The 23,662-nt window shown below is 69.3% G+C and carries 24 protein-coding genes; 10 read left to right on the forward strand and 14 right to left on the reverse strand.

Annotated features, from left to right (window positions below):
* The 3 genes from ccmD (at position 1) to ASG43_RS07755 (ending at position 1,619) form a co-directional block, all read left to right on the forward strand.
* A complete protein-coding gene (gene ccmD / locus ASG43_RS07745; RefSeq protein WP_056502711.1) occupies positions 1-171 on the forward strand; it encodes a heme exporter protein CcmD in 171 nt (56 codons plus the stop codon).
* A complete protein-coding gene (locus ASG43_RS07750) occupies positions 168-776 on the forward strand; it encodes a DsbE family thiol:disulfide interchange protein (RefSeq protein WP_056502714.1) in 609 nt (202 codons plus the stop codon). Before ccmD ends, ASG43_RS07750 begins: the two co-directional genes overlap by 4 nt.
* 222 nt (positions 777-998) lie before the next feature.
* Positions 999-1,619, forward strand: coding sequence for an NUDIX hydrolase (locus ASG43_RS07755; protein WP_348271071.1), 621 nt, complete (start codon positions 999-1,001; stop codon positions 1,617-1,619).
* Positions 1,620-1,709: 90 nt separating this feature from the next.
* Here the strand turns inward: ASG43_RS07755 and ASG43_RS07760 are convergent, their stop codons facing one another.
* The 8 genes from ASG43_RS07760 to ASG43_RS07795 form a co-directional block, all read right to left on the reverse strand.
* Complete coding sequence (locus tag ASG43_RS07760) at positions 1,710-2,528, reverse strand: tellurite resistance TerB family protein (protein ID WP_056502719.1); 819 nt, start codon at positions 2,526-2,528, stop codon at positions 1,710-1,712.
* A gap of 82 nt (positions 2,529-2,610) precedes the next feature.
* On the reverse strand, positions 2,611-3,288 hold the full coding sequence (locus tag ASG43_RS07765) for a septation protein A (protein ID WP_056502722.1): 678 nt from the start codon (positions 3,286-3,288) through the stop codon (positions 2,611-2,613).
* Positions 3,289-3,352: 64 nt separating this feature from the next.
* Positions 3,353-5,113, reverse strand: a complete 1,761-nt coding sequence (gene ftsY, locus ASG43_RS07770) for a signal recognition particle-docking protein FtsY (protein ID WP_082490739.1) — start codon at positions 5,111-5,113, stop codon at positions 3,353-3,355.
* On the reverse strand, positions 5,106-6,497 hold the full coding sequence (mtaB, locus tag ASG43_RS07775) for a tRNA (N(6)-L-threonylcarbamoyladenosine(37)-C(2))-methylthiotransferase MtaB (RefSeq protein ID WP_082490740.1): 1,392 nt from the start codon (positions 6,495-6,497) through the stop codon (positions 5,106-5,108). Before mtaB ends, ftsY begins: the two co-directional genes overlap by 8 nt.
* A complete protein-coding gene (gene dapF / locus ASG43_RS07780; protein ID WP_056502725.1) occupies positions 6,494-7,405 on the reverse strand; it encodes a diaminopimelate epimerase in 912 nt (303 codons plus the stop codon). Before dapF ends, mtaB begins: the two co-directional genes overlap by 4 nt.
* Positions 7,406-7,463: 58 nt before the next feature.
* Complete coding sequence (locus ASG43_RS07785) at positions 7,464-7,757, reverse strand: hypothetical protein (RefSeq protein ID WP_056502729.1); 294 nt, start codon at positions 7,755-7,757, stop codon at positions 7,464-7,466.
* A 137-nt stretch (positions 7,758-7,894) separates the two neighbouring features.
* Positions 7,895-8,551: a hypothetical protein gene (locus ASG43_RS07790; RefSeq protein WP_156386574.1), complete on the reverse strand. Its 657-nt coding sequence runs from the start codon at positions 8,549-8,551 to the stop codon at positions 7,895-7,897.
* Between the two features lie 141 nt (positions 8,552-8,692).
* Entirely contained in the window at positions 8,693-9,793 is a 1,101-nt protein-coding gene (locus ASG43_RS07795; protein WP_056502734.1) for an endonuclease/exonuclease/phosphatase family protein, read from the reverse strand.
* Positions 9,794-10,605: 812 nt separating this feature from the next.
* Here ASG43_RS07795 and ffh point away from each other — a divergent pair.
* The 5 genes from ffh to trmD all read left to right on the forward strand — a co-directional run bounded on the left by ffh (position 10,606) and on the right by trmD (position 15,694).
* Positions 10,606-12,147 carry a signal recognition particle protein gene (gene ffh / locus ASG43_RS07800; RefSeq protein WP_056502737.1) on the forward strand — a complete coding sequence of 514 codons (1,542 nt, stop codon included), beginning with the start codon at positions 10,606-10,608 and terminating at the stop codon, positions 12,145-12,147.
* A 148-nt stretch (positions 12,148-12,295) separates the two neighbouring features.
* Positions 12,296-12,709, forward strand: coding sequence for a 30S ribosomal protein S16 (gene rpsP / locus ASG43_RS07805; protein ID WP_056502740.1), 414 nt, complete (start codon positions 12,296-12,298; stop codon positions 12,707-12,709).
* A gap of 129 nt (positions 12,710-12,838) precedes the next feature.
* Positions 12,839-14,338, forward strand: a complete 1,500-nt coding sequence (locus ASG43_RS07810; protein ID WP_056502744.1) for a GGDEF domain-containing protein — start codon at positions 12,839-12,841, stop codon at positions 14,336-14,338.
* A gap of 61 nt (positions 14,339-14,399) precedes the next feature.
* Complete coding sequence (gene rimM / locus ASG43_RS07815; RefSeq protein ID WP_056502745.1) at positions 14,400-15,014, forward strand: ribosome maturation factor RimM; 615 nt, start codon at positions 14,400-14,402, stop codon at positions 15,012-15,014.
* Positions 15,011-15,694: a tRNA (guanosine(37)-N1)-methyltransferase TrmD gene (gene trmD, locus ASG43_RS07820; protein ID WP_056502746.1), complete on the forward strand. Its 684-nt coding sequence runs from the start codon at positions 15,011-15,013 to the stop codon at positions 15,692-15,694. Before rimM ends, trmD begins: the two co-directional genes overlap by 4 nt.
* Positions 15,695-15,705: 11 nt before the next feature.
* Here trmD and ASG43_RS07825 read toward each other — a convergent pair whose 3' ends face one another.
* Complete coding sequence (locus ASG43_RS07825) at positions 15,706-16,461, reverse strand: sulfite exporter TauE/SafE family protein (protein WP_056502749.1); 756 nt, start codon at positions 16,459-16,461, stop codon at positions 15,706-15,708.
* Positions 16,462-16,705: 244 nt separating this feature from the next.
* Between ASG43_RS07825 and rplS the strand changes: the two genes are divergently transcribed.
* Together rplS and ASG43_RS22635 are read left to right on the forward strand one after the other, a co-directional pair.
* Positions 16,706-17,194 carry a 50S ribosomal protein L19 gene (gene rplS, locus ASG43_RS07830; protein ID WP_056502751.1) on the forward strand — a complete coding sequence of 163 codons (489 nt, stop codon included), beginning with the start codon at positions 16,706-16,708 and terminating at the stop codon, positions 17,192-17,194.
* 207 nt (positions 17,195-17,401) lie between these two features.
* A complete protein-coding gene (locus ASG43_RS22635; RefSeq protein ID WP_156386576.1) occupies positions 17,402-17,566 on the forward strand; it encodes a hypothetical protein in 165 nt (54 codons plus the stop codon).
* A 52-nt stretch (positions 17,567-17,618) separates the two neighbouring features.
* Here the strand turns inward: ASG43_RS22635 and ASG43_RS07835 are convergent, their stop codons facing one another.
* The 5 genes from ASG43_RS07835 to ASG43_RS07855 all read right to left on the reverse strand — a co-directional run bounded on the left by ASG43_RS07835 (position 17,619) and on the right by ASG43_RS07855 (position 23,572).
* Positions 17,619-18,563: an ABC transporter permease gene (locus ASG43_RS07835; protein WP_056502754.1), complete on the reverse strand. Its 945-nt coding sequence runs from the start codon at positions 18,561-18,563 to the stop codon at positions 17,619-17,621.
* Positions 18,560-19,621 carry an ABC transporter permease gene (locus tag ASG43_RS07840; protein WP_056502759.1) on the reverse strand — a complete coding sequence of 354 codons (1,062 nt, stop codon included), beginning with the start codon at positions 19,619-19,621 and terminating at the stop codon, positions 18,560-18,562. Before ASG43_RS07840 ends, ASG43_RS07835 begins: the two co-directional genes overlap by 4 nt.
* Positions 19,618-21,132: an ABC transporter ATP-binding protein gene (locus ASG43_RS07845; protein WP_244488022.1), complete on the reverse strand. Its 1,515-nt coding sequence runs from the start codon at positions 21,130-21,132 to the stop codon at positions 19,618-19,620. The genes ASG43_RS07840 and ASG43_RS07845 overlap by 4 nt, the downstream gene beginning before the upstream one ends.
* A 59-nt stretch (positions 21,133-21,191) precedes the next feature.
* Positions 21,192-22,178 (reverse strand): BMP family protein, encoded by a 987-nt coding sequence (locus ASG43_RS07850; RefSeq protein WP_056502763.1) that lies wholly within the window; start codon positions 22,176-22,178, stop codon positions 21,192-21,194.
* 101 nt (positions 22,179-22,279) lie between these two features.
* Positions 22,280-23,572 (reverse strand): amidohydrolase family protein, encoded by a 1,293-nt coding sequence (locus tag ASG43_RS07855; protein WP_056502764.1) that lies wholly within the window; start codon positions 23,570-23,572, stop codon positions 22,280-22,282.
* Positions 23,573-23,662 lie beyond the last annotated feature (90 nt).

Here is a 23,662-nt window from a genome sequence, read left to right on the forward strand (position 1 = left end):
ATGCAAGGGGATTATGCCGCCTTCATCCTGGCCGCCTACGGGCTGTCGGCCCTCGCCCTCGGCGGGCTCGGCCTCTGGATCTTCCTCGACGGCCGCGAGGTGCGCGGCGAGCTGAAGGGCTTGGAGGACCGTGGCCTCAAACGCCGATCGGACCGGGGAGCGCATCGATGAGCGAGGAGGCTCGTCCCCCCGCCGAGGCCCCGCGGCAGCGCTCATCCTGGCTCGCGGCCCTGCCGGTGGTCCTGTTCGCGGGCCTTGCCGGCGTCTTCCTCTACCAGCTCGTCTCCGGGCACGACCCGCAGGAGATCCCGTCCGCGCTCATCGGCGCCAAGGCACCCGCGACGAACCTGCCGCCGCTGGAGGGCCTCGTCGCGGCCGACGGCTCGGCCGTGCCGGGGCTCGTCCTGTCCGGCGGCGACCCTCGTCCGACGCTCGTCAACGTCTTCGCCTCCTGGTGCGGTCCCTGCCGGGTGGAGCATCCGATCCTGATGGAGATCGCGGGGGATCCGCGCGTCCGCCTCGTCGGCATCAACTACAAGGACAAGCCGGAAAACGCCCGCCGTTTCCTGGCCGATCTCGGCAATCCCTACGCCGCCGTCGGCACCGATCTGTCCGGTCGCGCGGGCATCGACTGGGGCGTCTACGGCGTGCCGGAGACGTTCCTCGTCGGTGCGGACGGCACGATCCTCTGGAAGCAGACGGGACCGTTCTCCGCGCGGGACGTGACGGAGAAGCTGGAGCCGGAGATCGCGAGGGCGGTGGCGGGAGCGCGGTGAGGCGATCCGCCGTTCGCTTCTGCGGACGTGGCGGATCATGCCCTCCTTCCGGAGGGGCACCGTGGTCCGATAGTGTTCGCACCGCATGACCGAATCTCTCGGCCGCCTCATCGACGCGGGCGAACAGCGAGGGACCGCAATCTGCGCAAGCCGTCGTCGAGGCCGGTCTGCAGGATCCGGACGACCGAGACGACGGCATGCGCGCGACGGAGAGGCTTCCCCGTGCGTTCCCGCGCGGTCTCCATTCCCGTCTCGACCTTTCCTCCCATCTCTAGCGCCATGATCACGCCCTCCTTCTCCCTTCGCATCCCGGCCGACGACGAGCGGGAGCGGCGCGCCTGCGACCATTGCGGCTTCGTCGCCTACGAGAACCCGAAGATCGTGGTGGGGTCGGTCGTGCGGCACGAAGGCCGGATCCTTCTCTGCCGGCGCGCGATCGAGCCGAGGCGCGGCTTCTGGACGATCCCGGCCGGCTACATGGAACTCGGGGAGACGCCGGAGGAGGGCGCGATGCGCGAGGCGCGGGAGGAAGCGGGCGCGACGCTCGCCATCCAACGCCTGCTCGCGCTCTACTCGGTGCCGCGCATCAGCCAGGTCCAGCTGATCTTTCGCGCCACGCTCGCCGATCCCGCGATGGCGGCGGGTCCGGAGAGCCTGGAGATCAAGCTCGTCCGGCCCGAGGACATCCCGTGGGACGACCTTGCCTTCCCGTCCGTCCATTGGGCGCTGAATCACGATGCCGAAGCCGAGGCCGGCGCGCCGCCGGTGCCCTTCGGCAACCCGCAGGACGAGACAGGCGACCGGATGCCGGACGGCCGGAGGTTGCCGACCGAGGAATTCTGAGAGGCGCCGATGCCTGCGGGCGGACGCGGCCCCGCCGGCAGCCTCGCCGTCGGCGGTCCGGCGCTCTCGTTGAGAGGCCTGCCGTCGCCGTCAGCCCGCCGCGGCCTCGTCGGCCGTGCGGCGAATCTCCGCCGTGAGGTCGGCCGGAAGGTTCAGGCGGGCGGCGAGCATGTCGAGATAGGCCTTTTCCGCGGGGTGGTCGGGATCGATGGCCAGCACCGAGGCCGTATAGACCTCGATCGCGGCTTCGGGCGTCCGGGCGCCCGCGACGAGGTCGTCGATCGAGAGGGGCTTGCGCATCTCGTCGACGACGAAGCCCTTCTCCTCGGCGTCGAGATCGAGCTCGTCGATCCGGCCGAAGATGGCGTCCTGCTCCTCCTGGTCGATATAGCCGTCGGCCTTGGCCGCCGCGATCATCGCGGAGAGCATCAGGCGCGCGCGGGCATCCTCCTCGCCTTGGGGAAGAAAGGCGGTGCCGGCGGGCGCGGGAAGCTCGCCGGCGGTGGCCGGAGCGATCCGGGGGAGGGGGCTCGCGCCGGGAAGCGCCGCGCTGCCGCCCTGGCTCGCCTGCCAGGACTGATAGGCCTTGTAGGCAAGGCCGGCGACGAGAGCCGCCCCACCGAGCTTCAAAGCCGTGCCGCCCATCGTCCCCATGCCGCCGCCCATCCGGCCGAGGCCCTTCGCCCGGAAGAGCTGCGAGGCGAGGCCGCCGGCAAGGCCGCTCTTCAGGATCGTCGCACCATGGGTGCGCACGAGGCCGCCGATCTGGTCCTGGAGCGAGCCGCCCGAGCTCGTGCCGGAACCGCCGAACGCGTTGCCCTGAGTGTTGGGCGTGCCGAAGCCGCCGGAGCGGTTCTGGCTGGTCTGCGCGCCGAGGAACTGGCCGAGAAGCTTCTGGACGTCGAGCATGGAGGATCCGATCGGGTTCGTTGCGTTGCCCGGGATATCGGAACGCCCGGCCCCGAGCGCAATGAGCCTGTCGTCGCCGGACTTACGATCCGCGGCCCGTATAATCCTTCACCAGCGGTTCGGTCGCATGGCGCTTCAGGAGCGGGATCTGGAAGAGCATGAAGACCATGGTGATCGGCATGGTTGCCCAAACCTTGAAGCCGGCCCAGAAATCCGTCGAGAAGTTGCGCCAGACCACCTCGTTCACCACCGCCATGACCAGGAAGAAGAGGCCCCAGCGCAGCGTCAGCTTGCGCCAGCCGGCGTCGTCGAGCTTGAAGGCCTGTTCGAAGACGTAGCCGAGCAGCGCCTTGCCGAAGAGGAGGCCGCCGAGGAGGATCGCGGCGAAGAGGGCGTTCACGATCGTCGGCTTCATCTTGATGAAGGTCTCGTTCTGCAGCCAAAGCGTTAGGAAGCCGAAGACGACGACGAAGAGACCGGAGACGAGCGGCATGATCGGCAGCGTTCGGGTCAGCGACCAGGACACGGCCAAGGCCACGACCGTGGCGGCCATGAAGAGGGCCGTCGCGATGAAGAGCGGCCCTCCGAGCTCGGCCAGCGCCGGAAAGCGCTCGGCGAGCCAGGCGCCGCGCGAATTGGCGAAGAAGAAGACCACGAGCGGTCCGAGCTCCAGCGCAAATTTCAGGAGCGGGTTGATCTCCTTCTTCGCGCCGGCCTTGCCGGGAGCGTTCGGGGCGGGTTCGAGAATGGTCTCGGGCATGTCCTTGGTTCCTTTTCGACGGCCCTGTCGCGACCGATGACGGTCGGCCGGGGCGGCTCGGCGTTCAGGCCGTTCCGGCGATCGCCTGCGCGAAATCCTTCGCCTTGAAGGGTTCGAGATCGTCGATCCCCTCGCCGACGCCGATGAAGTAGACCGGCAGCTTGTGCTTGGCCGCGATGGCGACGAGAATGCCGCCCCGCGCCGTGCCGTCGAGCTTGGTCATGACGAGGCCGTTGACGCCCGCGACGTTGCGGAAGATCTCGACCTGGGACAAGGCGTTCTGCCCGGTCGTCGCGTCCAGCGTCTGAAGCACGGTGTGCGGCGCGTCGGGATCGCGCTTGTTGAGGACGCGCACGATCTTCTCGAGCTCGGCCATCAGCTCCGTCTTGTTCTGGAGCCGGCCGGCCGTGTCGATGATGAGGACGTCCGAACCGTTCTCGACCGCGCGGTCGTAGGCCTCGAAGGCAAGGCCCGCCGCATCCGCGCCGATGGCCTTGGCAACGACCTCCGAACCCGTGCGCTCGCCCCAGATCCTCAGCTGTTCGACGGCGGCCGCGCGGAACGTGTCGCCCGCGCAGAGCGTGACCTTCAGGCCGCCGCGCACGAGCTTGGCGGAGAGCTTGCCGATGGTCGTCGTCTTGCCCGTGCCGTTGACGCCGACGACGAGGATGACATGCGGCTTCTTGTCGAGATCGAGCTCCAGCGGCAGCGCGACGGGGGCGAGCGTCGCCTCGACCTCGGCGGCGAGGACCTGGCGCACCTCGGCGCCGGAGACCTCCTTGCCGAAGCGGCCCTCGGAGAGCCGCTCGGTGATGCGCATCGCGGTCTCGACGCCGAGATCGGCCTGGATCAGGATGTCCTCGAAATCCTGCAGCGTCGCCTCGTCGAGACGGCGCTTGGTGAAGAGCGCGGTGATCGAGCCGGTGAGCTGGCTGGACGAGCGGGCGAGTCCCTGGCGAAGCCGCTCGAACCAGGGAATGCGCGGGCCGACCGGCAGCAAGGCCTCGGGGAGAGCGGGCGCCTCGCGGCGACGCCATCCCTCGTGCGGGACGGTGTCGTCGAGCGTGTCGGCACCTTCGACCGGGGCTTCGGGCTCCAGGAAGGAGAAGTCGGGCTCGGCCTCCTCGTCCTCGGGCGGAAGCGGCGCGTCCGGTTCGAGGAAGGAGAAGTCCGCCTCGTCCTCCGGCAGGGGCTCGGCGGCGAAATCCTCGACCGGTTCGCCGAAATCCTCGGGCTCGTCGGTTGCAGGGGCGACCGGCTCGGGAAGAGGGGCCTGCGCGTCGACGGGGTCTTGCGTCGCGGCTTCCACCTCGTCCTCGGGCGGAAGCGGCGCGTCGAGCCAGGAGAAGTCGGCCTCGTCCTCTGACGTCGTGCTGCGCGGCGCCGTGCGGGCTTCGAGCTCTGCTGCGTTGGGTTCTGCGGCGTCGGGTTTTGGGGCTCCGAGCGGAGCCGCTTCGTCGGAGACGGGTCCGTGCGAGGGCGCCGGCGAGGGGACAACCAGCGGCGCCAGGGCTTCGGCCGGCCGCGTTTCCAGCGTCAGGACCGGATCGGCCGGCCGCGCCGCCGCCATGGAAACGGGCTCGGGAGGAGCGGGCGCTTTTGCATCGACCGCGCGCGGGTGCTCGTCGAGGACCGCGCGCGCAGGCGCGTCGACGAGGCCAGCTGCGGGGGCGGGAGCCGTGTCCCCGGGCGGTGCGGATGCCGGTTCGACCGCCGCGTCCGGCGTGCCGGGCAGGGACTTCGACTCGTCGGGCGAGCGTTCGTCCTCGACGCGTGCGGAGCCGAAGGAGAAGATCCGCCGGAAGAAGCCTTTGTTCTCAGCCATGCTGGTTCGTCATTTCCTGAAGCGGGTCCTGAAGCGGGTGCTGAAGCGGGCGAGCGGGAAAGGGTTCAGCCTGGAAAGGGCCGCCCTCGATCGGTTCAACCTGGAGCCGCAGGCCGTCGTGACCCGTGAACCTAGCGTCGACGAGCGTGCCGGGGAGGCCGAAGGCGATGTCGACGGGCGTGAAGTCGCGCAGCCGCCCGCGTCGGCCGCGTTCGACCAGCACCTCGGCGCTGCGTCCGACATGGCCGGCGAGATGGCGCGACAGCGCCTCGGCCCCGAGGGCGCGGAGCCGTGCCGCGCGCGCCCGGATCACGGCGGGCTCGACCGGGGGCATGCGCGCGGCGGGCGTGCCCTCGCGGGCGCTGAAGGGGAAGATGTGCGTGAAGGCGAGGCCGCAATCGGCCACGAGGGAAGCCGTGTTCTCGGCCATCGCGTCGGTCTCGGTCGGAAAGCCTGCGATGAGATCGGCGCCGAAGGCGACATCCGGCCGGCGTGCGCGCACATCCTCGCAGAAGCGCACCGCATCCTCGCGGCGGTGGCGACGCTTCATGCGCTTCAGGATCAGGTCGTCGCCGGCCTGGAGGGAGAGGTGGAGATAGGGCGTCAGGCGCGTCTCCGTCGCGATCGCGTCGAGAAGGGCGTCGTCGGCCTCCACGGAATCGATCGAGGACAGGCGCAGGCGCGGCAGGTCCGGCACCCCGGCGAGGATCGCCTGCACGAGCCGGCCGAGGCTCTGCGCGCCCGGCAGATCCGTGCCGTAGCTGGTGAGGTCGACGCCGGACAGGACGACCTCGCGGATGCCGCCGCCGGCGATGCGGCGGATCTGCTCGACCACCGCGCCGGCCGGAACGGAGCGGGCGGGCCCGCGCGCGAAGGGAATGATGCAGAAGGTGCAGCGGTGGTCGCAGCCGTTCTGCACCTCGACGATCGCGCGCGCGCGGCCTTCGATCGCATCGACGAGATGCGGCGCGGTCTCGGTGACGCTCATGATGTCGTCGACGCGGATCTTCTCGGCCGCCGAGACGCCGAAGTCGGGAAGGTTCGCGAAGCTCCGCGCTTTCGTCTTCTCGGCATTGCCGAGGACGGCGTCGACCTCGGGCATGTCGGCGAACCCCCGGGGGTCGAGCTGCGCGGCGCAACCGGCGACGACGATGCGGGCATCGGGATGGTCGCGGCGCGCTCTGCGGACCGCCTTCTTCGCCTGCCGGACCGCCTCGGCCGTCACCGCGCAGGTGTTGAAGAGAAGGGTCGGGCCGAGATCGGCGTGTTCGGCCGCCGCGCGCATCGCTTCCGATTCGAGCGTGTTCAGCCGGCAGCCGAAGCTCACGACCTCCACGCCGCGGGTTTTCCGGGTCGAGCCGGTCTGGCCGGTCGTCGCGCTCATGGGGTCCAGCCGGAGGCGTCGTCCCGGCCGGAGACGTCGTCCCGGGTGAAGGCGCCGGTCGAGGGATCGAGGCGGCCGGACCATTCCCATTCCGCCGGACCGGTCATCGCGACGTGGCCGTCCTCGCGCCAGTCGATGCGAAGATCGCCGCCGGGGACGGTCACGGTGACGAGGCGATGCGAGCGGCGGGTGCGGGCCGCGTTCACGGCCGCTGCGCAGGCCGCCGAGCCGCAGGCGCGCGTCAGGCCGACGCCGCGCTCCCAGGTGCGGATGGTGATCGCGTCCGGCGCGCGCACCTCGGCGATCGTGATGTTGCAGCGCTCGGGAAAGAGGGGATGGTTCTCGAGAATCGGGCCGAACCGGTCGAGCTCGAACGACCAGACGTCGCGCGTGACGAAGAAGGTCGCGTGCGGGTTGCCCATCGAGGCGACGGCGGGCGAGTGCAGGATGGGCGCGTCGATCGGCCCGATCTGCAGTTCGATCGCGCGCGTGTCGTGGAAGGCCTCGGACAGCGGGATCTCCTGCCAGCCGAAGCGCGGAATGCCCATGTCGACGGTGATGAGACCGTCCGGACCCTCCTCGCCGAAGAGCAGGCCGGCACGCGTCTCGAAGGTGAAGGCGAACTGGCCGAGATCGGCGGCAAGCGCCTGAACCACGCAGCGCATGCCGTTGCCGCAGGCCTGCGCTTCCGAACCGTCCGCGTTCAGGATGCGCACGAAGGCGTCCGTGCCGGGCGTCGCCGGATCGTGGATCGCCATGATCTGATCGAAATGGGTCTCGGGCGCCCCCGCCAGCGCGATGGCGGCAGCGGACGTCACGCGCTCCGGGCGCCCGCGCAGGTCGGCGACGAGGATCTCGTTGCCGAGCCCGTTCATGCGCGCGAAAGGTATCGTCGGATCCTGGACCATGCCCCGCTATATGGCCGAGGCGACCGCCGAATGCCAGCGGGGCGGCCGATCGCCTCGTTCAGGACGCGACGGCCTGGTTGGAAACGAGACGAAGCTTGGGCTTGGCGCGCCGGGTGCGGAAGGTCAGGCGGACGTTGTCCGCGCCGTCCTCGCGCTCGCCCAGATGATAGCCGAGCTTGCCGGCCAGCTCGACGCACTGGTCGACGATGCGCGTCGAGACGGACCGCGTGAACTCCGCTTCCTTGCGGCTCATCAGGAGCGCCATCATCCCGACTTCGAAGCCGTCGTCGAATTCGGCACTGCGGGCGGGAAAGCGGACCTTCAGCTCCTCAGCCACTTCGATCCTGCGCATGGACGTCGACGCCTCATCTCTCGGGTTGCGATGTCCCTGATGATGCGGCCAGCATGGTTAACGGCGACTTAATGTGTTGACCCGACATGTCGTTTTCGGGCGGCTCCGGTCGGGACCGGCCGTCGCCGCCCTTGGGTTCAAAGGGCCCGATCGATCAGCCCGGAACCCGGTACGTCCTCGCTTCTCCGGCGGTCCTCGATCTCGACCTCGCTCGCGCGGGCCTCGCCGGAGGGCGCATCGAGGCGGTAGGCGCGCACGCGCCGGCTGGAGACATCCTCGAGCCGCCGGGCGAAGCGGGCCGGCGGAGCACCCGCGGCATGAGCGCCGATTCCCGAAATGCCGCTGCGCAGGGCGACGTCGTCGCGGGGCGTGGTGAGGCTGGTGTCGCCGAGCGTCGGGGAGGTTGCCGGGCCGCCCCAGCCCTCGCGGCGCCAATCCTCCTGGCGTGCATCGAGATCGACCGTGCCCTCTTCGTCGAGACGGGCGAGAACGCGCGCCCGGTCCTGCGCCGAGACCGGGATCGTCAGCAGCGTGCCCCCGCGAGACAGCGCCTCCACATAGGTTCCGCGGTCCTCGTCCGGCAGGAAGAGAGCGCCGAGCGCTTCCCAGAAACCCTTGTGGTGCGTCTCGCGCTCGGCGCGATCGCTCGCCCCCGACACGCCGTCGTGGAACTCCGCCTCGTCCACCGGAACGCCGTCGTTGCGGAGCCGGTCGAGGGCGCGGGTGGCATCGGTGCGCGTTTCGAAGAAAGCGGTCACGGTCTCGCGTGCCGAGCGGCGCGTCTCGTCCAACATGTCTTTCTCCCGCATGGATCGTTTCCGGCCCGGCGACGCTCCGTGGAGCGTCGGGAAGCCCTTCTCGATCAACGAAGGGCGATGCACGGCGTTCCGGAATGGGGAAAACTAATGTGTCTTACATATGATGTGCGTCGAAGCTCAGCTCTCCCAGTCGACGCCGATCGCCTCGCGGTCGAGCTTGCGGCCGTCCGCGACGATCTCCCGCTTTTCCGCGCGGTCGCTCGCATCCTCGGCTTCGGGCAGGTCGGCGCCCTCCGGGCTCGGGGTCAGCGCCAGGCGGAAGAACATCGGGAAATGATCGGAGCCGCCGGCCGGCTTGCGCTCGATGGCGACGATGGCGAAGCGCGCATCGTGGAAGAGGTGATCGAGCGGCCAGCGCAGGAAGGGGAAGCGCGCGTCGAACGTGTTGTAGAAGCCGCGTCCGATGCGCGGGTCGAGGAGGCGCGAAACGCGCTGGAAGAGGCGCGTGGTGTTCGACCATGCGACGTCGTTGAGATCGCCGGAAACGATCGAAGGCAGGCGTTCGGTCTTCACGATCTCGGCCAGCATCAGGAGCTCCGCGTCGCGGCCGAGCGAATCCATGGTCGGAACCGGCGGCTCGGGATGAACGGCGTGGAAGCGGAAGCGCTGGCCGTCGCGCAAGCGCACCGTCGCGCCGAAGGAGGGCACGTCCTCCATCAGGAGGCACTGGATCGAGGTGTCCGAGAGCTCGAGGCGCGAGAAGAGGATCATGCCGTAGGCGTTGTCGTAAGGCGCGGACAGGCCGTGGGGATGCGTCTGCCGCAAGGGCTCCAGCGCATCGCACCAGGCCTGGTCGGTCTCCATGAAGACCATGAGATCGGCGTCGGCCTCGCGGGCGATGGCGAGCGCGCTCGCATAGTCGCGGTTCGACATCTTCACATTGTAGGAAAGGACGGAGACCGTGTCCGGCCCGTCCCTCCCCTCGGCCTCGTCGACGACCCGGCCCTTCGACTGTTTCTTCCAGAGCGGCGTGAAGGGCAGGATGCAGAGCGCCTGGATCACGATCGCGACGAGAAGCGCGGCGAGGATCAGCCATCGCGTCAGGGAGGGGGCAACCCACCAGAGCGCTGCCCCGAGAAGCACGAGCGCGACGACGAGGATCTGGAGGCGCGGAAAGGAGAAGCTTCGGACGAAGCCATGGGGAATGCGCAGGAAGGACAGGAGCGTCGCGACGAGGAGGAGGGCGGCAAGGCTGCCGATCACGATCTCTGCCACCATCGACTGGGCTCCTCGTTGCGAACGACATCCATCGCGTCAGACGCTTCCCGGCCGAACGGCATGCGGAAGGAGACGCGGCATCAGGTTGTGCGTGGACAGCAAAAAGCAAGGGTGACTTGCGGCGAGGCGGGACACAAGACGCGGTTCGGCCCGGCCCGCCGATCTCTTCCCACCGAGCGCCGCCGATCCCGCGGATCCTCGATCCGCGGCGGAGGGATGGTCTGGCCGTTCGCGTTCGGCTGGTCTTCAAAGACGTTCGAACTCCCGCTCCCGGAAGGGGCGCGAGGGGCGTCCGCAAGGGAGGTCCGCGAGGGGTGGAGGGCGGACCCGGACGTCGCCGTTCCTTCGAAGGGCGCCAAGCGTCCGGCCGCCGGCAGCGCGACGCGCGGGGCGCGTCGAGATATTGCCACGGGTGCCGATGCCGACGGTTGCCGCGACCGCAACGATCGGCTTCGATGACGGCCGACGATACCCCGGCATTCCCCGGATGACCGTCCGATATGGTGCGCAGGTGCGAGCGCGGGATCGGACGCCGCGCCTCTTTCTTGACCTTCTCCCCCCATCCGTGCTTTACGCAGTCCCAAATCCGCGCGCATCCGTCCGCGAGCCGCCGACCGTTCGCCTCTCTTCCTGCAGAACCGCAGGTGACGAGGTCCACGGAGGTCCCCATCCGCCAGCGAGTTTCGCCCGCGGATGCGGCTTGCTTTGGGCGTTCGCGGCTTGTTGCGGCTGATGGTCCGTCACCACATTCGCGATGGGCAAGTCCGGCTCGACCGACACGCCTGCCCGAAGCGAAGGACGGAAGGAACGACATGTTCGACTCGTTGCAGACCCGCCTGGGGTCCATTCTCTCCGGCCTGACCGGACGCGGCGCCCTGTCGGACGCGGACGTGGCGGCGGCGTTGCGCGAGGTTCGCCGCGCGCTGCTGGAAGCCGACGTCGCGCTCGAGGTCGTGCGCTCCTTCACTGACCGCGTGCGCGAGAAGGCGGTCGGCGCGCAGATCGTGAAGTCGATCAAGCCCGGCCAGATGGTCGTCAAGATCGTCCATGACGAGCTGGTGGCGACGCTCGGCTCCGAGCAGGCGCCGATCGACCTCAACGCGCCGGCCCCGGTGACGATCATGATGGTCGGCCTCCAGGGCTCGGGCAAGACGACGACGTCCGGCAAGCTCGCCAAGCGCCTGACGGAGCGCCAGAAGAAGCGGGTCCTGATGGCCTCGCTCGACACGCGCCGCCCCGCCGCGCAGGAGCAGCTTCGCGTTCTCGGCGAGCAGACCGGCGTCGCCACGCTGCCGATCATCGCGGGCCAGGATCCCGTCGCGATCGCGTCCCGCGCGGCGCAGGCCGCCAAGCTCGGCGGCTACGACGTCCTCATTCTCGACACGGCCGGCCGCACGCATATCGACGAGCCCCTGATGGCCGAAATGGCCGAAATCAAGGCCCGCTCGAACCCGCACGAGATCCTGCTCGTCGCCGATTCCCTGACCGGCCAGGACGCGGTCAATCTGGCCCGCTCCTTCGACGAGCGCGTGGGCATCACGGGTATCGTCCTCACCCGCATCGACGGCGACGGACGCGGCGGCGCGGCGCTCTCCATGCGCGCCGTCACCGGCAAGCCGATCAAGCTGATCGGCACCGGCGAGAAGATGGACGCGCTGGAGGACTTCCATCCCTCGCGCATCGCCGACCGCATCCTCGGCATGGGCGACATCGTTTCGCTGGTCGAGCGGGCTTCGGAAAACATCGACGCGGAAAAGGCCGCGGCGATGGCCAAGAAGATGCAGTCGGGCAAGTTCGACCTCGACGATCTCGCCGACCAGATCCGCCAGATGCAGAAGATGGGCGGCATGGGCGGCATGATGGGGCTGATGCCCGGCATGGGAAAGATCAAGGAACAGGTCGCGGCCGCCGGCCTCGACGACAAGCTCCTGAAGCGCCAGCTGGCGATCATCTCCTCGATGACGGCCTACGAGCGCGGCAATCCCGATGCCCTCAAGCACAGCCGGAAGAAGCGCATCGCGGCGGGCTCCGGCACCTCCTCGGCCGACATCAACAAGCTCCTGAAGATGCACCGCCAGATGGCCGACGTCATGAAGTCCATGAAGGGCGGCAAGGGCGGCGGCATGATGGGCCAGCTGATGGGGGGCCTCGGCGCCAAGCTCGGCCTCGGCGGCGGCGGCATGGGAGGGATGGGCGGCATGCCCGATCTTTCCAAGATGGACCCCAAGCAGCTCGAGGCCATGGCGAAGATGGCGCAGGCCAAGGGCCTGCCCGGCGCGCTCGGCCAGGGCGGACTGCCCAAGGGCCTCGGCGGATTGCCCGGCCTGCCGGGACTTCCGGGCCGGAAGAAGTAAGCGGCCGGCCGGCCGGAGGACATCAATGCAGGTCGAACCGCGCGCCTCAGCGTCGGTCGGCCGCCAGACATAGGATCGGACGTCCGCGGGCGCCGATGCTGACATCGAAGACCAACGCAAACCAAACGATCGATCAAAGGACAGACCCATGCCCCTGAAGATGCGCCTTGCCCGTGCCGGCTCGAAGAAGCGTCCCTACTACCACATCGTCGTCGCCGACGCCCGCTCGCCGCGCGACGGCCGCTTCATCGAGACGGTCGGTTCCTGGAACCCGATGCTGCCCAAGGATGCCGAGCGCGTGTCCCTTAAGGACGAGCGCATCAAGCACTGGCTCTCGGAAGGCGCCCAGCCGACCGACCGCGTCCTGCGCTTCCTCGACAAGGCGGGCATCGCCAACCGTCCCGAGAAGAAGAACGAGACCAAGGGCCTGCCCGGCAAGAAGGCACTCGAGCGCATCGCCGAGAAGAAGCAGCGCGAGGAAGACGCCGCCGCGAAGGCCGAGGCCGCGGCCGCTGCTGCCGAGGCCGCCAAGAACGCGCCGGCCGACGAGACCGCGGAGTAAGGCTTCGGCTTTCTCTTCGTAAAGCTCGGATTAATTCTTGAAGCTTACATTTAACGGTGCGGCGGGGATACCCCGCCGCACCGTTTTCGTTTTGCCCGCCGCCTTGCGGCCCTTCGCCCGGATCCCGCGATGAAGCACGAGACGTCCGAGCCTGCCGGCGAAGCTGCCGCCAGTCCCGCTTCCGCCATCGAGCCCGACTCGTTCGACCTCGCTCCGACGCCGCTCTGGCTGGAGGATTACAGCCGCGTGCGCCGGCTTCTCGACGGGTGGCGCCGCGACGGCGTCACGGATCTCAGGACCTTTCTCCTGGAGGATCCGACCCGCATCCGCGCCTCCATCGGCTCGATCTCGATCCTGAAGCTGAACCAACGGGCTCTCGATCTCTTCGAGGCCCGCGACACGGACGAGATCGTCGGGGCCGTCGACCGCGTCTTCCAGGGCTCCGTCCTCGAAAATCATCTGGAGGAACTTCTCCAGCTCTGGGCGGGACGCACCACGTTCTCCAGCCGCGCGGTGAACCACACGATCACCGGGCGACGCCTCGACATCCAGCTCAACGCCCGCATCCTGCCCGGCCACGAGGCAGACTGGAGCCGCGTCATCGTCGCCACCGAGGACGTGACGGAACTGGAGACCGCGCGCCGGCGGACCGCCGAAAGCGACGCCTATGCCACGGGACTCTTCGAGAACTCGCCGGTCTCGCTCTGGGTCGAGGACTTCTCCTCCATCCAGCGCCTGATCGCCGACGTGCGGGAGAGCGGCATCACGGATTTCCGGACCTTTCTCGGGGTCCATCCCGAATTCGTCGCGCGCTGCATGAGCGAGATCCGCGTCGTCGCGGTCAACCGCCTGACCTTGCAGACCTTCGGCGCGCCCGATCTCGACACCCTGCTGCTGCGGCAGGCCGACATCTTCCGCGACGCCATGCAGCAGCCCTTCCTGGAACAGCTGATCGACCTGTGGAACGGCAAGCTGGTGCAGAGCCGCGAGGTCGTGAACTATTCGCTGGCCGGCGAGGAACTGCACTTCCTCCTGCATTTCACGGTTCTTCCCGGCCACGAGGCCGACTGGTCGCTGGTGCAGGTGGCGCTCTCCGACATCACGGCGCGCAAGAAGGCCGAGGCCTATCTCGAATATCTCGGCAAGCACGACGTCCTCACCAAGCTCTTCAACCGGTCCTTCTATGTCGACGAGCTGAACCGGATCGAGCGCCGCAAGACCGAGCGCTTCACGGTGCTCGTCGCCGATCTCAACGGGCTGAAGGCGCTGAACGACGGGCTTGGGCATGCCGCCGGCGACACGCTGCTCCGGCGCGCGGGCGAGGTCTTCAAGGAAGCGGTCGGCAAGCCCTGGAACGCGGCGCGGATCGGCGGCGACGAATTCGCGGTGCTCATGCCGGGGGCCGGACGGGAGGAGGGGCAGGCGCTGCTCGGCGTGATCGAAGGGCTCTGCGAGATCAACAACCAGTTCTATCCCGGCGAGCCCCTGTCGCTCTCGATGGGCTGCGCCAGCGCTCGGCCCGGCGAGCGCCTGGAGGACACGGTGAAACGCGCGGACCTTCGCATGTACGAGGCCAAACGCCGCCATTACGAACAGCATCGCTCCGGCCGACACGGCGCGGCGGCTTGACGTTCCCGAGCGGCGCCCGCAAAGAACCGGGCTCCCGTCCCTGATCCGAGCCCCGAAGCCCTTGTCCGACCCCAAACCGACGGCTCTTGCCGATCCCGTGCTTCTCGGCGTCGTCGGCGGCGCGCATGGCATCAAGGGGGAGGTGCGCATCCGCTCCTTCACCGCCGACCCGACCGATATCGGCGCTTATGGGCCGCTCACCGACGCCAAGGGCAACCGCTACACGATCCGCTCGGCGCGGGTGCAGAAGAACGTCGTCGTCGCCGCCATCGCGGAGGTCCGCGACCGCAACCACGCGGAGCGGCTGAACGGGACCGAACTCTTCGTCGACCGCTCCGTCCTGCCCGACGAGGGCGAGGACGGCGCGTTCTACCAGGCCGATCTCATCGGCCTTTCCGCCGTGTCGGTGTCCGGCGAGGCGATCGGCACGGTGATCGCGATCCACGATTTCGGCGCGGGCGACGTGGTGGAGATCCGGCCGGAGCGCGGACCGACCGTGATGATTCCCTTCTCCGAGGCCGCGGTTCCCGAGATCGACGTCGAAGCCGGCACGATGACGGTCGAGCCGGTCGCGGCCGGACTGTCCGGCGCCGTCGGCGATCAGGCGGAAGAAGCGGCCGGACTGGCGGAGCCGGGCGATCCGCAGTCGGATGGACCGGAGCCGGAGGCGCGGTGAGCTTTCGCGCGAGCGTCCTCACCCTCTATCCCGAGATGTTTCCCGGGCCGCTCGGCGTCTCGCTCTCGGGACGCGCGCTGCAGCGGGGCGACTGGTCTCTGGAGACGGTGCAGATCCGCGACTTCTCGGTCGGCCGCAACCGCATGGTCGACGACACGCCGTCCGGCGGGGGCGCCGGCATGGTGCTGCGGGCGGACGTTCTCGCGGCCGCGATCGACGCGGCGTCTCCCCAAGGCGATTCGCGGCCGCGTCTCCTGATGAGCCCGCGCGGCCGGCCGCTCGACCAGCGCTTCGTGCGTGCATTGAGCGAGGGTCCGGGCGCGGTCATCGTCTGCGGACGCTTCGAAGGGGTAGACGAGCGCGTGATCGAGGGGCGCGGGCTGACCGAAGTCTCGATCGGGGACTACATCCTCTCCGGCGGCGAGATCGCGGCGACGGTGCTTCTCGATGCCGTGGTCCGGCTTCTCCCCGGCGTCATGGGCAATGCCTTGTCCGGCGAGACCGAGAGCTTCGAGACGTGCCGTCTCGAACATCCCCACTACACGCGGCCCGCCGAATGGGAGGGCCGCACGATCCCGCCCGTCCTGACATCGGGCGATCACGGCGCGGTGGAGCGTTGGCGCCGCGCCGAGGCCGAGCGCATCACGGCAGAGCGGCGGCCGGATCTGCTGAAACGCTGACGCGCCGAGCCTCAGCCGGCCGCGAAATAATAGGCGGCCAGCGCCAGTCCGACGACGATGACGAAGGAGCGGACCCAGATCTGCGGCAGGCGCTTGGCGATCCAGACGCCGGCATAGCCGCCGAGCGCGACGCCGGGAATCATCGCGAGCGCGCCCGGCCAGTCCACGACGTCGCCGACCACGAAGACCGCGATGGCGACGACGGCGATCACGGTCGCCAGCATGTTCTTCAAAGCGTTGAGGCGGTGGTAGTCGCCGCCTTGCGTGAGGCCGAGCGTCGCCAGCATCATGATGCCCATGCCGGCGCCGAAGAAGCCGCCGTAGATGGCGGTGACGAACTGCGCCAGCGGGCCGGCGAGCCCCTTGCCGCGCGTCGCCTCCTCGGCATGGCGGGGCTTGGGCTTCAGCCAGGGGCCGGCGGCGAAGAGGCCGGTGGCGGCGAGAAGCAGCCAGGGCACCATGGCCTTGAACTGCGGATTGTCGAGCGAGAGGAGGATCAGCGCGCCGAGCGTCGAGCCGAGGACCGAAACGATCGCCAGCACCAGGGCGCCCCGCCACATCCGCTTGATGTCGCTCCAATAGGCCAGCGTCGAGGTGACGTAGCCGGGGAACTGCGCGATGGACGAGGTGGCATTGGCTGCGATCGGCGGCACGCCGATCAGCGTCAGCGCGCCGAAGGACACGAAGGTGCCGCCGCCCGCCACCGCATTGATCGCGCCGGAGGCGAAGCCCGCGAGAAAGAGGAGCGCGATTTCCAGGAGCGGCATGGGAAAACCTCGGTCGAGCCCCGGCGGAACCGCCGGGCGGGCCGAGGAATAGGCGGGTGAGGGGCCTGCGGCAAGCCGGGCCTGCGAAGGGGCCACCCGCCGCCAAGCGCGCCGACAAAGCCGCCGCCGGCATCTCGACAGACGCGACGTTCGCGTGTAAGGCACGCGCGTTCCTCAGAAGAATCTGACCGTCCATCGAACGGCCATGACCGGCTGAGCCGGCATGCAACCAAGAGAGGCTCCCATGAACATCATTCAAGAACTCGAGGCCGCCGAAGCCTCCCGCATCGCAGCCGTCCGCACGCTGCCGACCTTCTCGCCGGGCGACACGCTGCGCGTCAACGTGCGCGTCACCGAAGGCACGCGCACGCGCGTCCAGGCCTATGAGGGCGTCTGCATCGCCCGCTCGGGTTCGGGCCTCCAGGAAAACTTCACCGTCCGCAAGATCTCCTACGGCGAGGGCGTCGAGCGCGTCTTCCCGATGTATTCGCCGATGCTGGAAGGCGTCGAGGTCGTGCGCCGTGGCCGCGTTCGTCGCGCCAAGCTCTATTACCTGCGCGATCGTCGCGGTAAGTCGGCCCGCATCGTGGAAGCGACCAACGTTCGCGCCCGCAAGCTGAACGACGACGCCCGCCAGGTCGTGGTCGAGGAGCGCAACAAGGCCGAAGCCGCGAAGGTCGCCGCCAAGCAGGCCGCCGCCGAGGCAGCCGCCGCCAAGGACGCCGCCGAATAAGATCGCGGTTGCGATCGGACAGACGTTTGGAAAGGCGGTCTTCGGGCCGCCTTTCATCGTTTCAAGGCCTGACGCGGGACGGGCGGCGTCTTGGCCGAAACCGTTCCGCCATCGTCGGGACACGCGGTGAAACCCGATCGCCCGCTTGCGACATCGGCGGGAAACCTCGCGGGCCTATCGGCTCCTCCTCCCCATCGGAGCGAGACCATGACCAAGAGCGACATGTCCTATTCCATCGCGCATCCCCGGATCCGGGCCGCGGGCTTCGGCCCGCCGACCCGCCCGGCCATCCGTCCGACGGCCGCCGCGATGCGCCGCGCGGCGATGGGTCCGCATCGCGGAGATCCCGACCGCTTCCCGCGCTGGGGCTGACGAGGCCGCGCCTTCGTCGAAGCCGCGAAGGGCCGGCGAGCCCGATCGGCGTCTACCGCTCTCCGCGCAGATAGGGCCGCATCAGCGCCTGGGGTACGCGCGCCTTTCGGGCGACGACGACGAGCGCGGCGATCGACAGGAGATAGGGCATCATCAGGAAGACCTGATAGGGCACGAGCCCGCCCGCGATCGGCTGCAGGCGCAGCTGGAAGGCGTCGAAGAGCGCGAAGAGAAGCGCGCCGAAAAGCGCGCGCCCGGGATGCCAGGAGGCGAAGACGACGAGCGCGATCGAGATCCAGCCGCGGCCCTGGATCATGGTCGGGAAGAAGGAGTTGAAGGCCGACAGCGTCAGGAAGGCGCCGCCGAGGCCCATCAGCGCGCTGCCGGCGACGACCGCGCCGTAGCGGATGCGGATGGGATCGAGACCGCGCGCCTCGGCGGCATGTGGGTTCTCCCCCGTGAGGCGGATGGCGAGGCCGAGCGGGGTCTTCGCGAGAATCCAGGCCAGAAGGAGCGCCAGGACGAGCGCCAGATAGGTCGGCGCCGTCTGCCGGAACAGCGTCTCTCCGAGGAAGGGGATCGCCGACAGGACCGGGATCGCGATCGGTTGGAAGGGCTCGATCGTCGGCGGGCTGCCCGCCACGGGCACGGCGAGGCGGAAGACGTAATAGGACAGACTCGAGGCGAAGAGCGTGATGCCGAGGCCCGTCACGTGCTGGGACAGGCCGAGCGAGACGGTCATGCCGGCATGGAGGAGGCCGAACAGCGCGCCGCCCGACGCCGCCGCGAGGAGGCCGAGCCAGAGATCGCCGCCTTGATAGACCGTCAGCCAGCCGATCATCGCGCCGAAGGTCATGATGCCCTCGATGCCGAGATTGAGGACGCCGGCCCGCTCCGAGAGCAGCGCGCCGAGCGTTCCGAAAATCAGGGGCGTCGCGATGCGCAGAACCGCGGCCCAGAGACCGACGGAGGCGAGGATGTCGAGAACCGCCGTCATGCCGGTCGCTCCCGCCGAAGTCGATAGGTGGAGAAGAAGAGGGCGACGAGCATGGTGAGGAGGCAGAGCGAGACCGTGACGTCCGCGATGAAGCTCGGCACGCCGAGCGCCCGTCCCATGCTGTCGGAGCCGACGAACATGGCGGCGGCGAAGATCGCGGCGAGAACCGCGCCGAGCGGGTTCAGGCCCGCCAGCATGGCGACGACGATGCCGGCATAGCCGAAGCCGGGCGAGAGGTCCGTCGAGACGTAGAGCCGGTTGCCGAGAACCTCGATCGCGCCGGCGAGACCGGCGAGGCCGCCGGAAAGGAAGCCGACCTTGAGGAGCGTGCGCCGCAACGGCACGCCGGCGAAGGACGCGCCCTCCGGCGAGAGGCCGGTGGCGCGCGATTCCAGGCCGAAGGTGCTGCGGCTTTGGATGAACCAGACGAGGAGGGCGGCGCCGATCGCGAGGAGGAGGCCGAGATGAAGGCGCGAACGCGCGACGATCTTGGGCAGCGTCGCATCGGCCAGAACGGGAACCGAGCGCGGCCAGCCGAAGGCGAGCGGATCCTTCAGCGGGCCCTCCACCATCAGGGAGACGACGAGAAGGACCACGAAGTTGAGAAGCAGCGTCGTCACCACCTCGTCGACGCCGAAGCGCAGGCGCAGCGCGAGCGGGCCGAGCAGGAGGAGGGCGCCCGCCAGAGCGCCCGCCGCCATGAGGAGGACGGTGAGGAGCGGGCCGGGAAGTCCGAGCGGGTTCGAGAAGCCGAGCGCCACCGTGGCGAGCGCGCCGAGATAGAGCTGGCCCTCGCCACCGATGTTCCAGACGCGGGCGCGAAAGGCGACGGCGGCGGCAAGGCCGGTCAGGATGAGGGGGCAGGCGCGCAGGAGCGTTTCGGTGGCCGACAGGCGCGAGCCGAAGGCGCCCGTCGCGATGCGGCCGAAGGCTTCGAGGACGGGTGCGCCGGCCAGCGCGATGAGAATGCCGGACAGGCAGAGGGCTGCCGCGATGGCGGCGACGGGCGCGAGGAGGACGAGGGCGAGCGGCCGGCTCGCGCGGCGTTCGACGATCATGCGCTTACGGTTCCGGATGGGCCGGCGTTTGCGGGCTCGCCGGCGATCATCAGGCCGAGCCGGCGCGCGTCGAGGCCCTCTGTCGGCACGGGATCGGAAAGGCGGCCGGCGTGGATCGCAAGGGTTCGGTCGGCGAGCTGGAGCACTTCGTCGAGATCCTCGGAGATGAGGAGGATCGCGGTGCCGGCGGCCCGCGCCTTCAGGAGCGCGGCCTGGACCGCGGCGACGGCGCCCTCGTCGAGCCCGCGCGTCGGCTGCGCGGCGACGATCACCGCCGGGGCGGGGTCGAGCGTGCGGCCGAGGATCATCTTCTGCACGTTGCCGCCGGACAGGAGGCGGATGCGCGTGTCGGGCGTGCCGCCCCGAACGTCGAAGGTTTCGGACACATGGCGCGCGAAGGCCTTGGCGGCCTTGCGCCGGACGAGGCCGAGGCGGGAGAAGCGGGGCTCCCGGATCCGTTCGAGGACGGCGTTCTCCCAGAGATTCATGTCGGCGACGACGCCGTCGCGGTTGCGGTCCTCCGGAATGCGGCCGATGCCGGCGAGGATGCGCGCGCGGGGCGGCTCGGCCGTGATGTCGCGGCCAAGGAGCGTCAGCGTGCCGGCGCTCGGGCGCTCCAGGCCGAACAGAAGCCGCGCCAAGTCGGACTGTCCATTGCCGGAGACGCCGATGAGGCCGAGGATCTCGCCCGCGCGAAGCGTGAAGCTCGCATCGCGCACGAGGGGGCGGCCCTCGCGAAGAAGGGTGAGGTCCTTCGCCTCCAGGACGACCGGTCCGGGCGCGGAGCGCGCGCGAACGGGACGCTCGACGCGCCGTCCGACCATCAGTTCGGCCAGTTCCTCGCGACTGGTCTCCCCCGTCCGGCGTTCGCCGACGAGGCGGCCGCCGCGCAGCACGACGACCCGGTCGGCGGCCGAGAGGACCTCGTGCAGCTTGTGGGAGATGAAGATCACGGAGAGGCCCATCGCCGCCATGCGGCGCAGCGTGGAGAAGAGCCCCTCCGCCTCGGCGGGCGTCAGGACGGCGGTCGGCTCGTCGAGGACGAGGATCTTCGTCTCGCCGTAGAGCGCCTTCAGGATCTCGGTTCGCTGCTGCTCGCCGACCGAGAGGTCGCCGACGCGGCGGCCGGGATCGATCGCGAGGCCGAAGCGGTCGGAGAGGTCCGTGAGGCGGCGGCGCACGCGCGCCTCGTCGAGGCGGGGCGAGAGAAGGCCCTGCGTGCCCGCCGCGACGTTTTCGAGGACGGTGAGGTTCGGCGCCAGCGTGAAATGCTGATGCACCATGCCGATGCCGGCCTCGATCGCGGCCTTCGGACGGCCGGGCGGCAGACGCCGCCCGTCGACCCAAACCGAACCCTCGTCCGGCGTGTAATGGCCGAAGAGGATGTTCATCAGCGTCGTCTTGCCCGCTCCGTTCTCGCCCAGCAGCGCCACGATCTCGCCCTTGGCAAGGTCGAGCGAGATGGACGCGTTGGCCGCGAAGGTTCCGAAACGCTTGGTGATGCCGGCCAGCGAAAGGGCCGGCGTCGCGCCCGCCGGCTCGTTCGGCGCGGATGAAGCGGACAAGCGGCTTACTTCGGCTCGGCGGTGTCGATCGGAACGGTGAAGCTGCCGTCCTTGATCGCCTTGCGCTTGGCCTCCATGACGGCCAGCGCCTCGGCGGGCACCATGGAGTCCACGAAGAGGATGTCGTTGCCGCCCTGCTTCATGAGGGAGAGCGGCGTGTAGTTCTTGGCGGTCGGCGTGCCGGCGGCCTTGTCGGCCATGGCGAGGCGCAGGAGCGGGTCGAAGTTCCAGATGGCGTTGGCGAAGACCGTGTCCGGATAGCGCGGCGTGTAGTCCACCATGTTGCCGACGGCCTTGACGCCCCGATCCTTGGCCGCGTCGGCGGTGCCGATGCGCTCGCCGTAGAGGATGTCGGCGCCGGCGTCGATCTGCGCCAGACCCGCCTCGCGCGCCTTCGGCGGATCGAAGAAGGTGCCGATGAAGCCGACGAGATGCTTCACGTCCGGCTTCACCTCCATCGCGCCCGCCCGGAAGGCGTTGATCACCATGTTGACCTCCGGGATCGGGATCGCGCCGACCGAGCCGATCGTGCCGGTCTTGGTCATCTGTCCCGCGAGCATGCCCGCGAGATAGGCCGCTTCGTGGTTCCAGGTGCCGAACGTGCCGAAATTCTCGCCGGCCGGTTCGCCCGAGGAGCCCATGAGAAAGGCGGTGTCGGGATAGTCTGCCGCGACCTGCCGGGCCTCGGCCTCGACCGCATAGGCCTCGCCGACGATCAGCTGCGCGCCGCCTTCGGCATATTCGCGCAGGGCGCGGGGATAGTCGCCGGCCGAGACGCCCTCGGAGAAGACGTAGTCGATGAGCCCGTCCTCGGCCGCCTTCTGCATCGCGCCGTGAAGGCGCGAGTTCCAGGCGTTCTCGACGGGCGAAGCATGGACGCCCGCCACCTTCATCTTCGGGGTCTGGGCGAAGACGAAGCGCGGCATGGAAACGGCCAGCGCCGTCACCGCCGCGCCGAGCAGGAATTCGCGGCGGTCGATCGTCTTCGTCATGTCGTTGGAACCTCGTCAGGATGGGACGGCTGAAAAGACGCCATGCTTATTTCGCTGTCAAGAAAAGCCGTTGCCTCTTCCACGATCATCTCCGCTGATCGTCAGGCTTCCGCCGCGGGCGCATAGGCGGCTTCGTCGATCCGCTCCGGGCGTCCGTCGAGACGAAGGGTGGACAGACGGGGCTCGGCGCTGGCGACGAGGCGGCCGCCTTTGAGGACGGCGAGGCGGTTCGCCTTGAGTCGAACGGCCTCGATCGGATCGCGCGCCTGGAGAAGGACGAGATCCGCCTCGGCGCCGACATGGAGACCGTAGCCGTCGAGGCGCATCGCCTTCGCGGCGTTCACCGTGACGGCGTCGAAGACGCTGCGCAGGCCCTCGCGCGAGGTCATCGGCGCGACATGGGCCGCCATGGAGGCGACCTCCAGCATGTCGCCGGAGCCGAGCGCATACCAGGGGTCCATGACGCAGTCGTGCCCGAAGGCGACGTTGACGCCGGCCGCCAGAAGCTCGGGCACGCGCGTCATGCCGCGGCGCTTGGGATAGGTGTCGTGGCGGCCCTGCAGGGTGATGTTGATCAGCGGATTGGCGATCACGTCGATCCCGGCCTCCGCGATGAGCGCGATCAGCTTGGAGACGTAGTAGTTGTCCATGGAGTGCATGGAGGTCAGGTGCGAGCCCGCGACGCGGCCCTGGAGGCCGAAGCGCACGGTCTCGGCCGCCAGAGTCTCGATATGGCGGGACAGGGGGTCGTCGGTCTCGTCGCAATGCATGTCGACGGGCAGGCCGCGATCGGCGGCGATGCGGCACAGCGCTTCGACGCTCGCCGCGCCGTCGGCCATGGTGCGCTCGAAATGCGGAATGCCGCCGACGATGTCGAGGCCCATATCGAGCGAACGGGCCAGGAGGTCCACCGCGCCGGGCGAGCGGAGATAGCCGTCCTGCGGGAAGGCGACGAGCTGCAGGTCGATATAGGGCTTCACGCGCCGACGGACCTCGATCATCGCCTCGGCGGTGCGAAGTGTGGGATCGGACACGTCGACATGGCTGCGGATGAAGAGGAGACCGCGCGAAACGGCGAGATCGCAATAGCGAAGCGCGCGCTCGACCATGGCCTCGACGGTGAGGATCGGCTTCAACTCGCCCCAGAGCGCGATGCCCTCGAGGAGAGTGCCGGAGCGGTTCATTCGAGGTAATCCGAGCGAGAGCGTCGCGTCCATGTGGAAATGCGGATCGACGAAGGGCGGCGAGACGAGCTGGCCCCGGGCCTCGATCACCGTTGCCGCCTCGCCGGGAAGGGCCATCTCGATGGCGGCGATGCGCCCGTCCCGGATTCCGATATCGACCCCTTTGCGACCATCGGGGAGGTTGGCATTCCGGACGAGACCATCGAACATGCTATGAAGACCCTTCACGGCGCTGGGCGCCTTCCATTCACGAGGGGCGGCGAGGCCCCTCGTCCGGATTCGCGAGATGTCCGGACATGT

It is taken from the genome of Aureimonas sp. Leaf454, assembly GCF_001424685.1.
GTDB lineage: Bacteria > Pseudomonadota > Alphaproteobacteria > Rhizobiales > Rhizobiaceae > Plantimonas.

Coding starts and splice junctions, on each gene's coding strand:
- ccmD (WP_056502711.1), top strand. CDS start 1: ATGCAAGGGGATTATGCCGCCTTCATCCTGGCCGCCTACGGGCTGTCG.
- ASG43_RS07750 (WP_056502714.1), top strand. CDS start 168: ATGAGCGAGGAGGCTCGTCCCCCCGCCGAGGCCCCGCGGCAGCGCTCA.
- ASG43_RS07760 (WP_056502719.1), bottom strand. CDS start 2,528: ATGCTCGACGTCCAGAAGCTTCTCGGCCAGTTCCTCGGCGCGCAGACC.
- ASG43_RS07765 (WP_056502722.1), bottom strand. CDS start 3,288: ATGCCCGAGACCATTCTCGAACCCGCCCCGAACGCTCCCGGCAAGGCC.
- ftsY (WP_082490739.1), bottom strand. CDS start 5,113: ATGGCTGAGAACAAAGGCTTCTTCCGGCGGATCTTCTCCTTCGGCTCC.
- mtaB (WP_082490740.1), bottom strand. CDS start 6,497: ATGAGCGCGACGACCGGCCAGACCGGCTCGACCCGGAAAACCCGCGGC.
- dapF (WP_056502725.1), bottom strand. CDS start 7,405: ATGGTCCAGGATCCGACGATACCTTTCGCGCGCATGAACGGGCTCGGC.
- ASG43_RS07785 (WP_056502729.1), bottom strand. CDS start 7,757: ATGCGCAGGATCGAAGTGGCTGAGGAGCTGAAGGTCCGCTTTCCCGCC.
- ASG43_RS07790 (WP_156386574.1), bottom strand. CDS start 8,551: ATGTTGGACGAGACGCGCCGCTCGGCACGCGAGACCGTGACCGCTTTC.
- ASG43_RS07795 (WP_056502734.1), bottom strand. CDS start 9,793: ATGGTGGCAGAGATCGTGATCGGCAGCCTTGCCGCCCTCCTCCTCGTC.
- ffh (WP_056502737.1), top strand. CDS start 10,606: ATGTTCGACTCGTTGCAGACCCGCCTGGGGTCCATTCTCTCCGGCCTG.
- rpsP (WP_056502740.1), top strand. CDS start 12,296: ATGCCCCTGAAGATGCGCCTTGCCCGTGCCGGCTCGAAGAAGCGTCCC.
- ASG43_RS07810 (WP_056502744.1), top strand. CDS start 12,839: ATGAAGCACGAGACGTCCGAGCCTGCCGGCGAAGCTGCCGCCAGTCCC.
- ASG43_RS07825 (WP_056502749.1), bottom strand. CDS start 16,461: ATGCCGCTCCTGGAAATCGCGCTCCTCTTTCTCGCGGGCTTCGCCTCC.
- rplS (WP_056502751.1), top strand. CDS start 16,706: ATGAACATCATTCAAGAACTCGAGGCCGCCGAAGCCTCCCGCATCGCA.
- ASG43_RS22635 (WP_156386576.1), top strand. CDS start 17,402: ATGACCAAGAGCGACATGTCCTATTCCATCGCGCATCCCCGGATCCGG.
- ASG43_RS07835 (WP_056502754.1), bottom strand. CDS start 18,563: ATGACGGCGGTTCTCGACATCCTCGCCTCCGTCGGTCTCTGGGCCGCG.
- ASG43_RS07840 (WP_056502759.1), bottom strand. CDS start 19,621: ATGATCGTCGAACGCCGCGCGAGCCGGCCGCTCGCCCTCGTCCTCCTC.
- ASG43_RS07850 (WP_056502763.1), bottom strand. CDS start 22,178: ATGACGAAGACGATCGACCGCCGCGAATTCCTGCTCGGCGCGGCGGTG.
- ASG43_RS07855 (WP_056502764.1), bottom strand. CDS start 23,572: ATGTTCGATGGTCTCGTCCGGAATGCCAACCTCCCCGATGGTCGCAAA.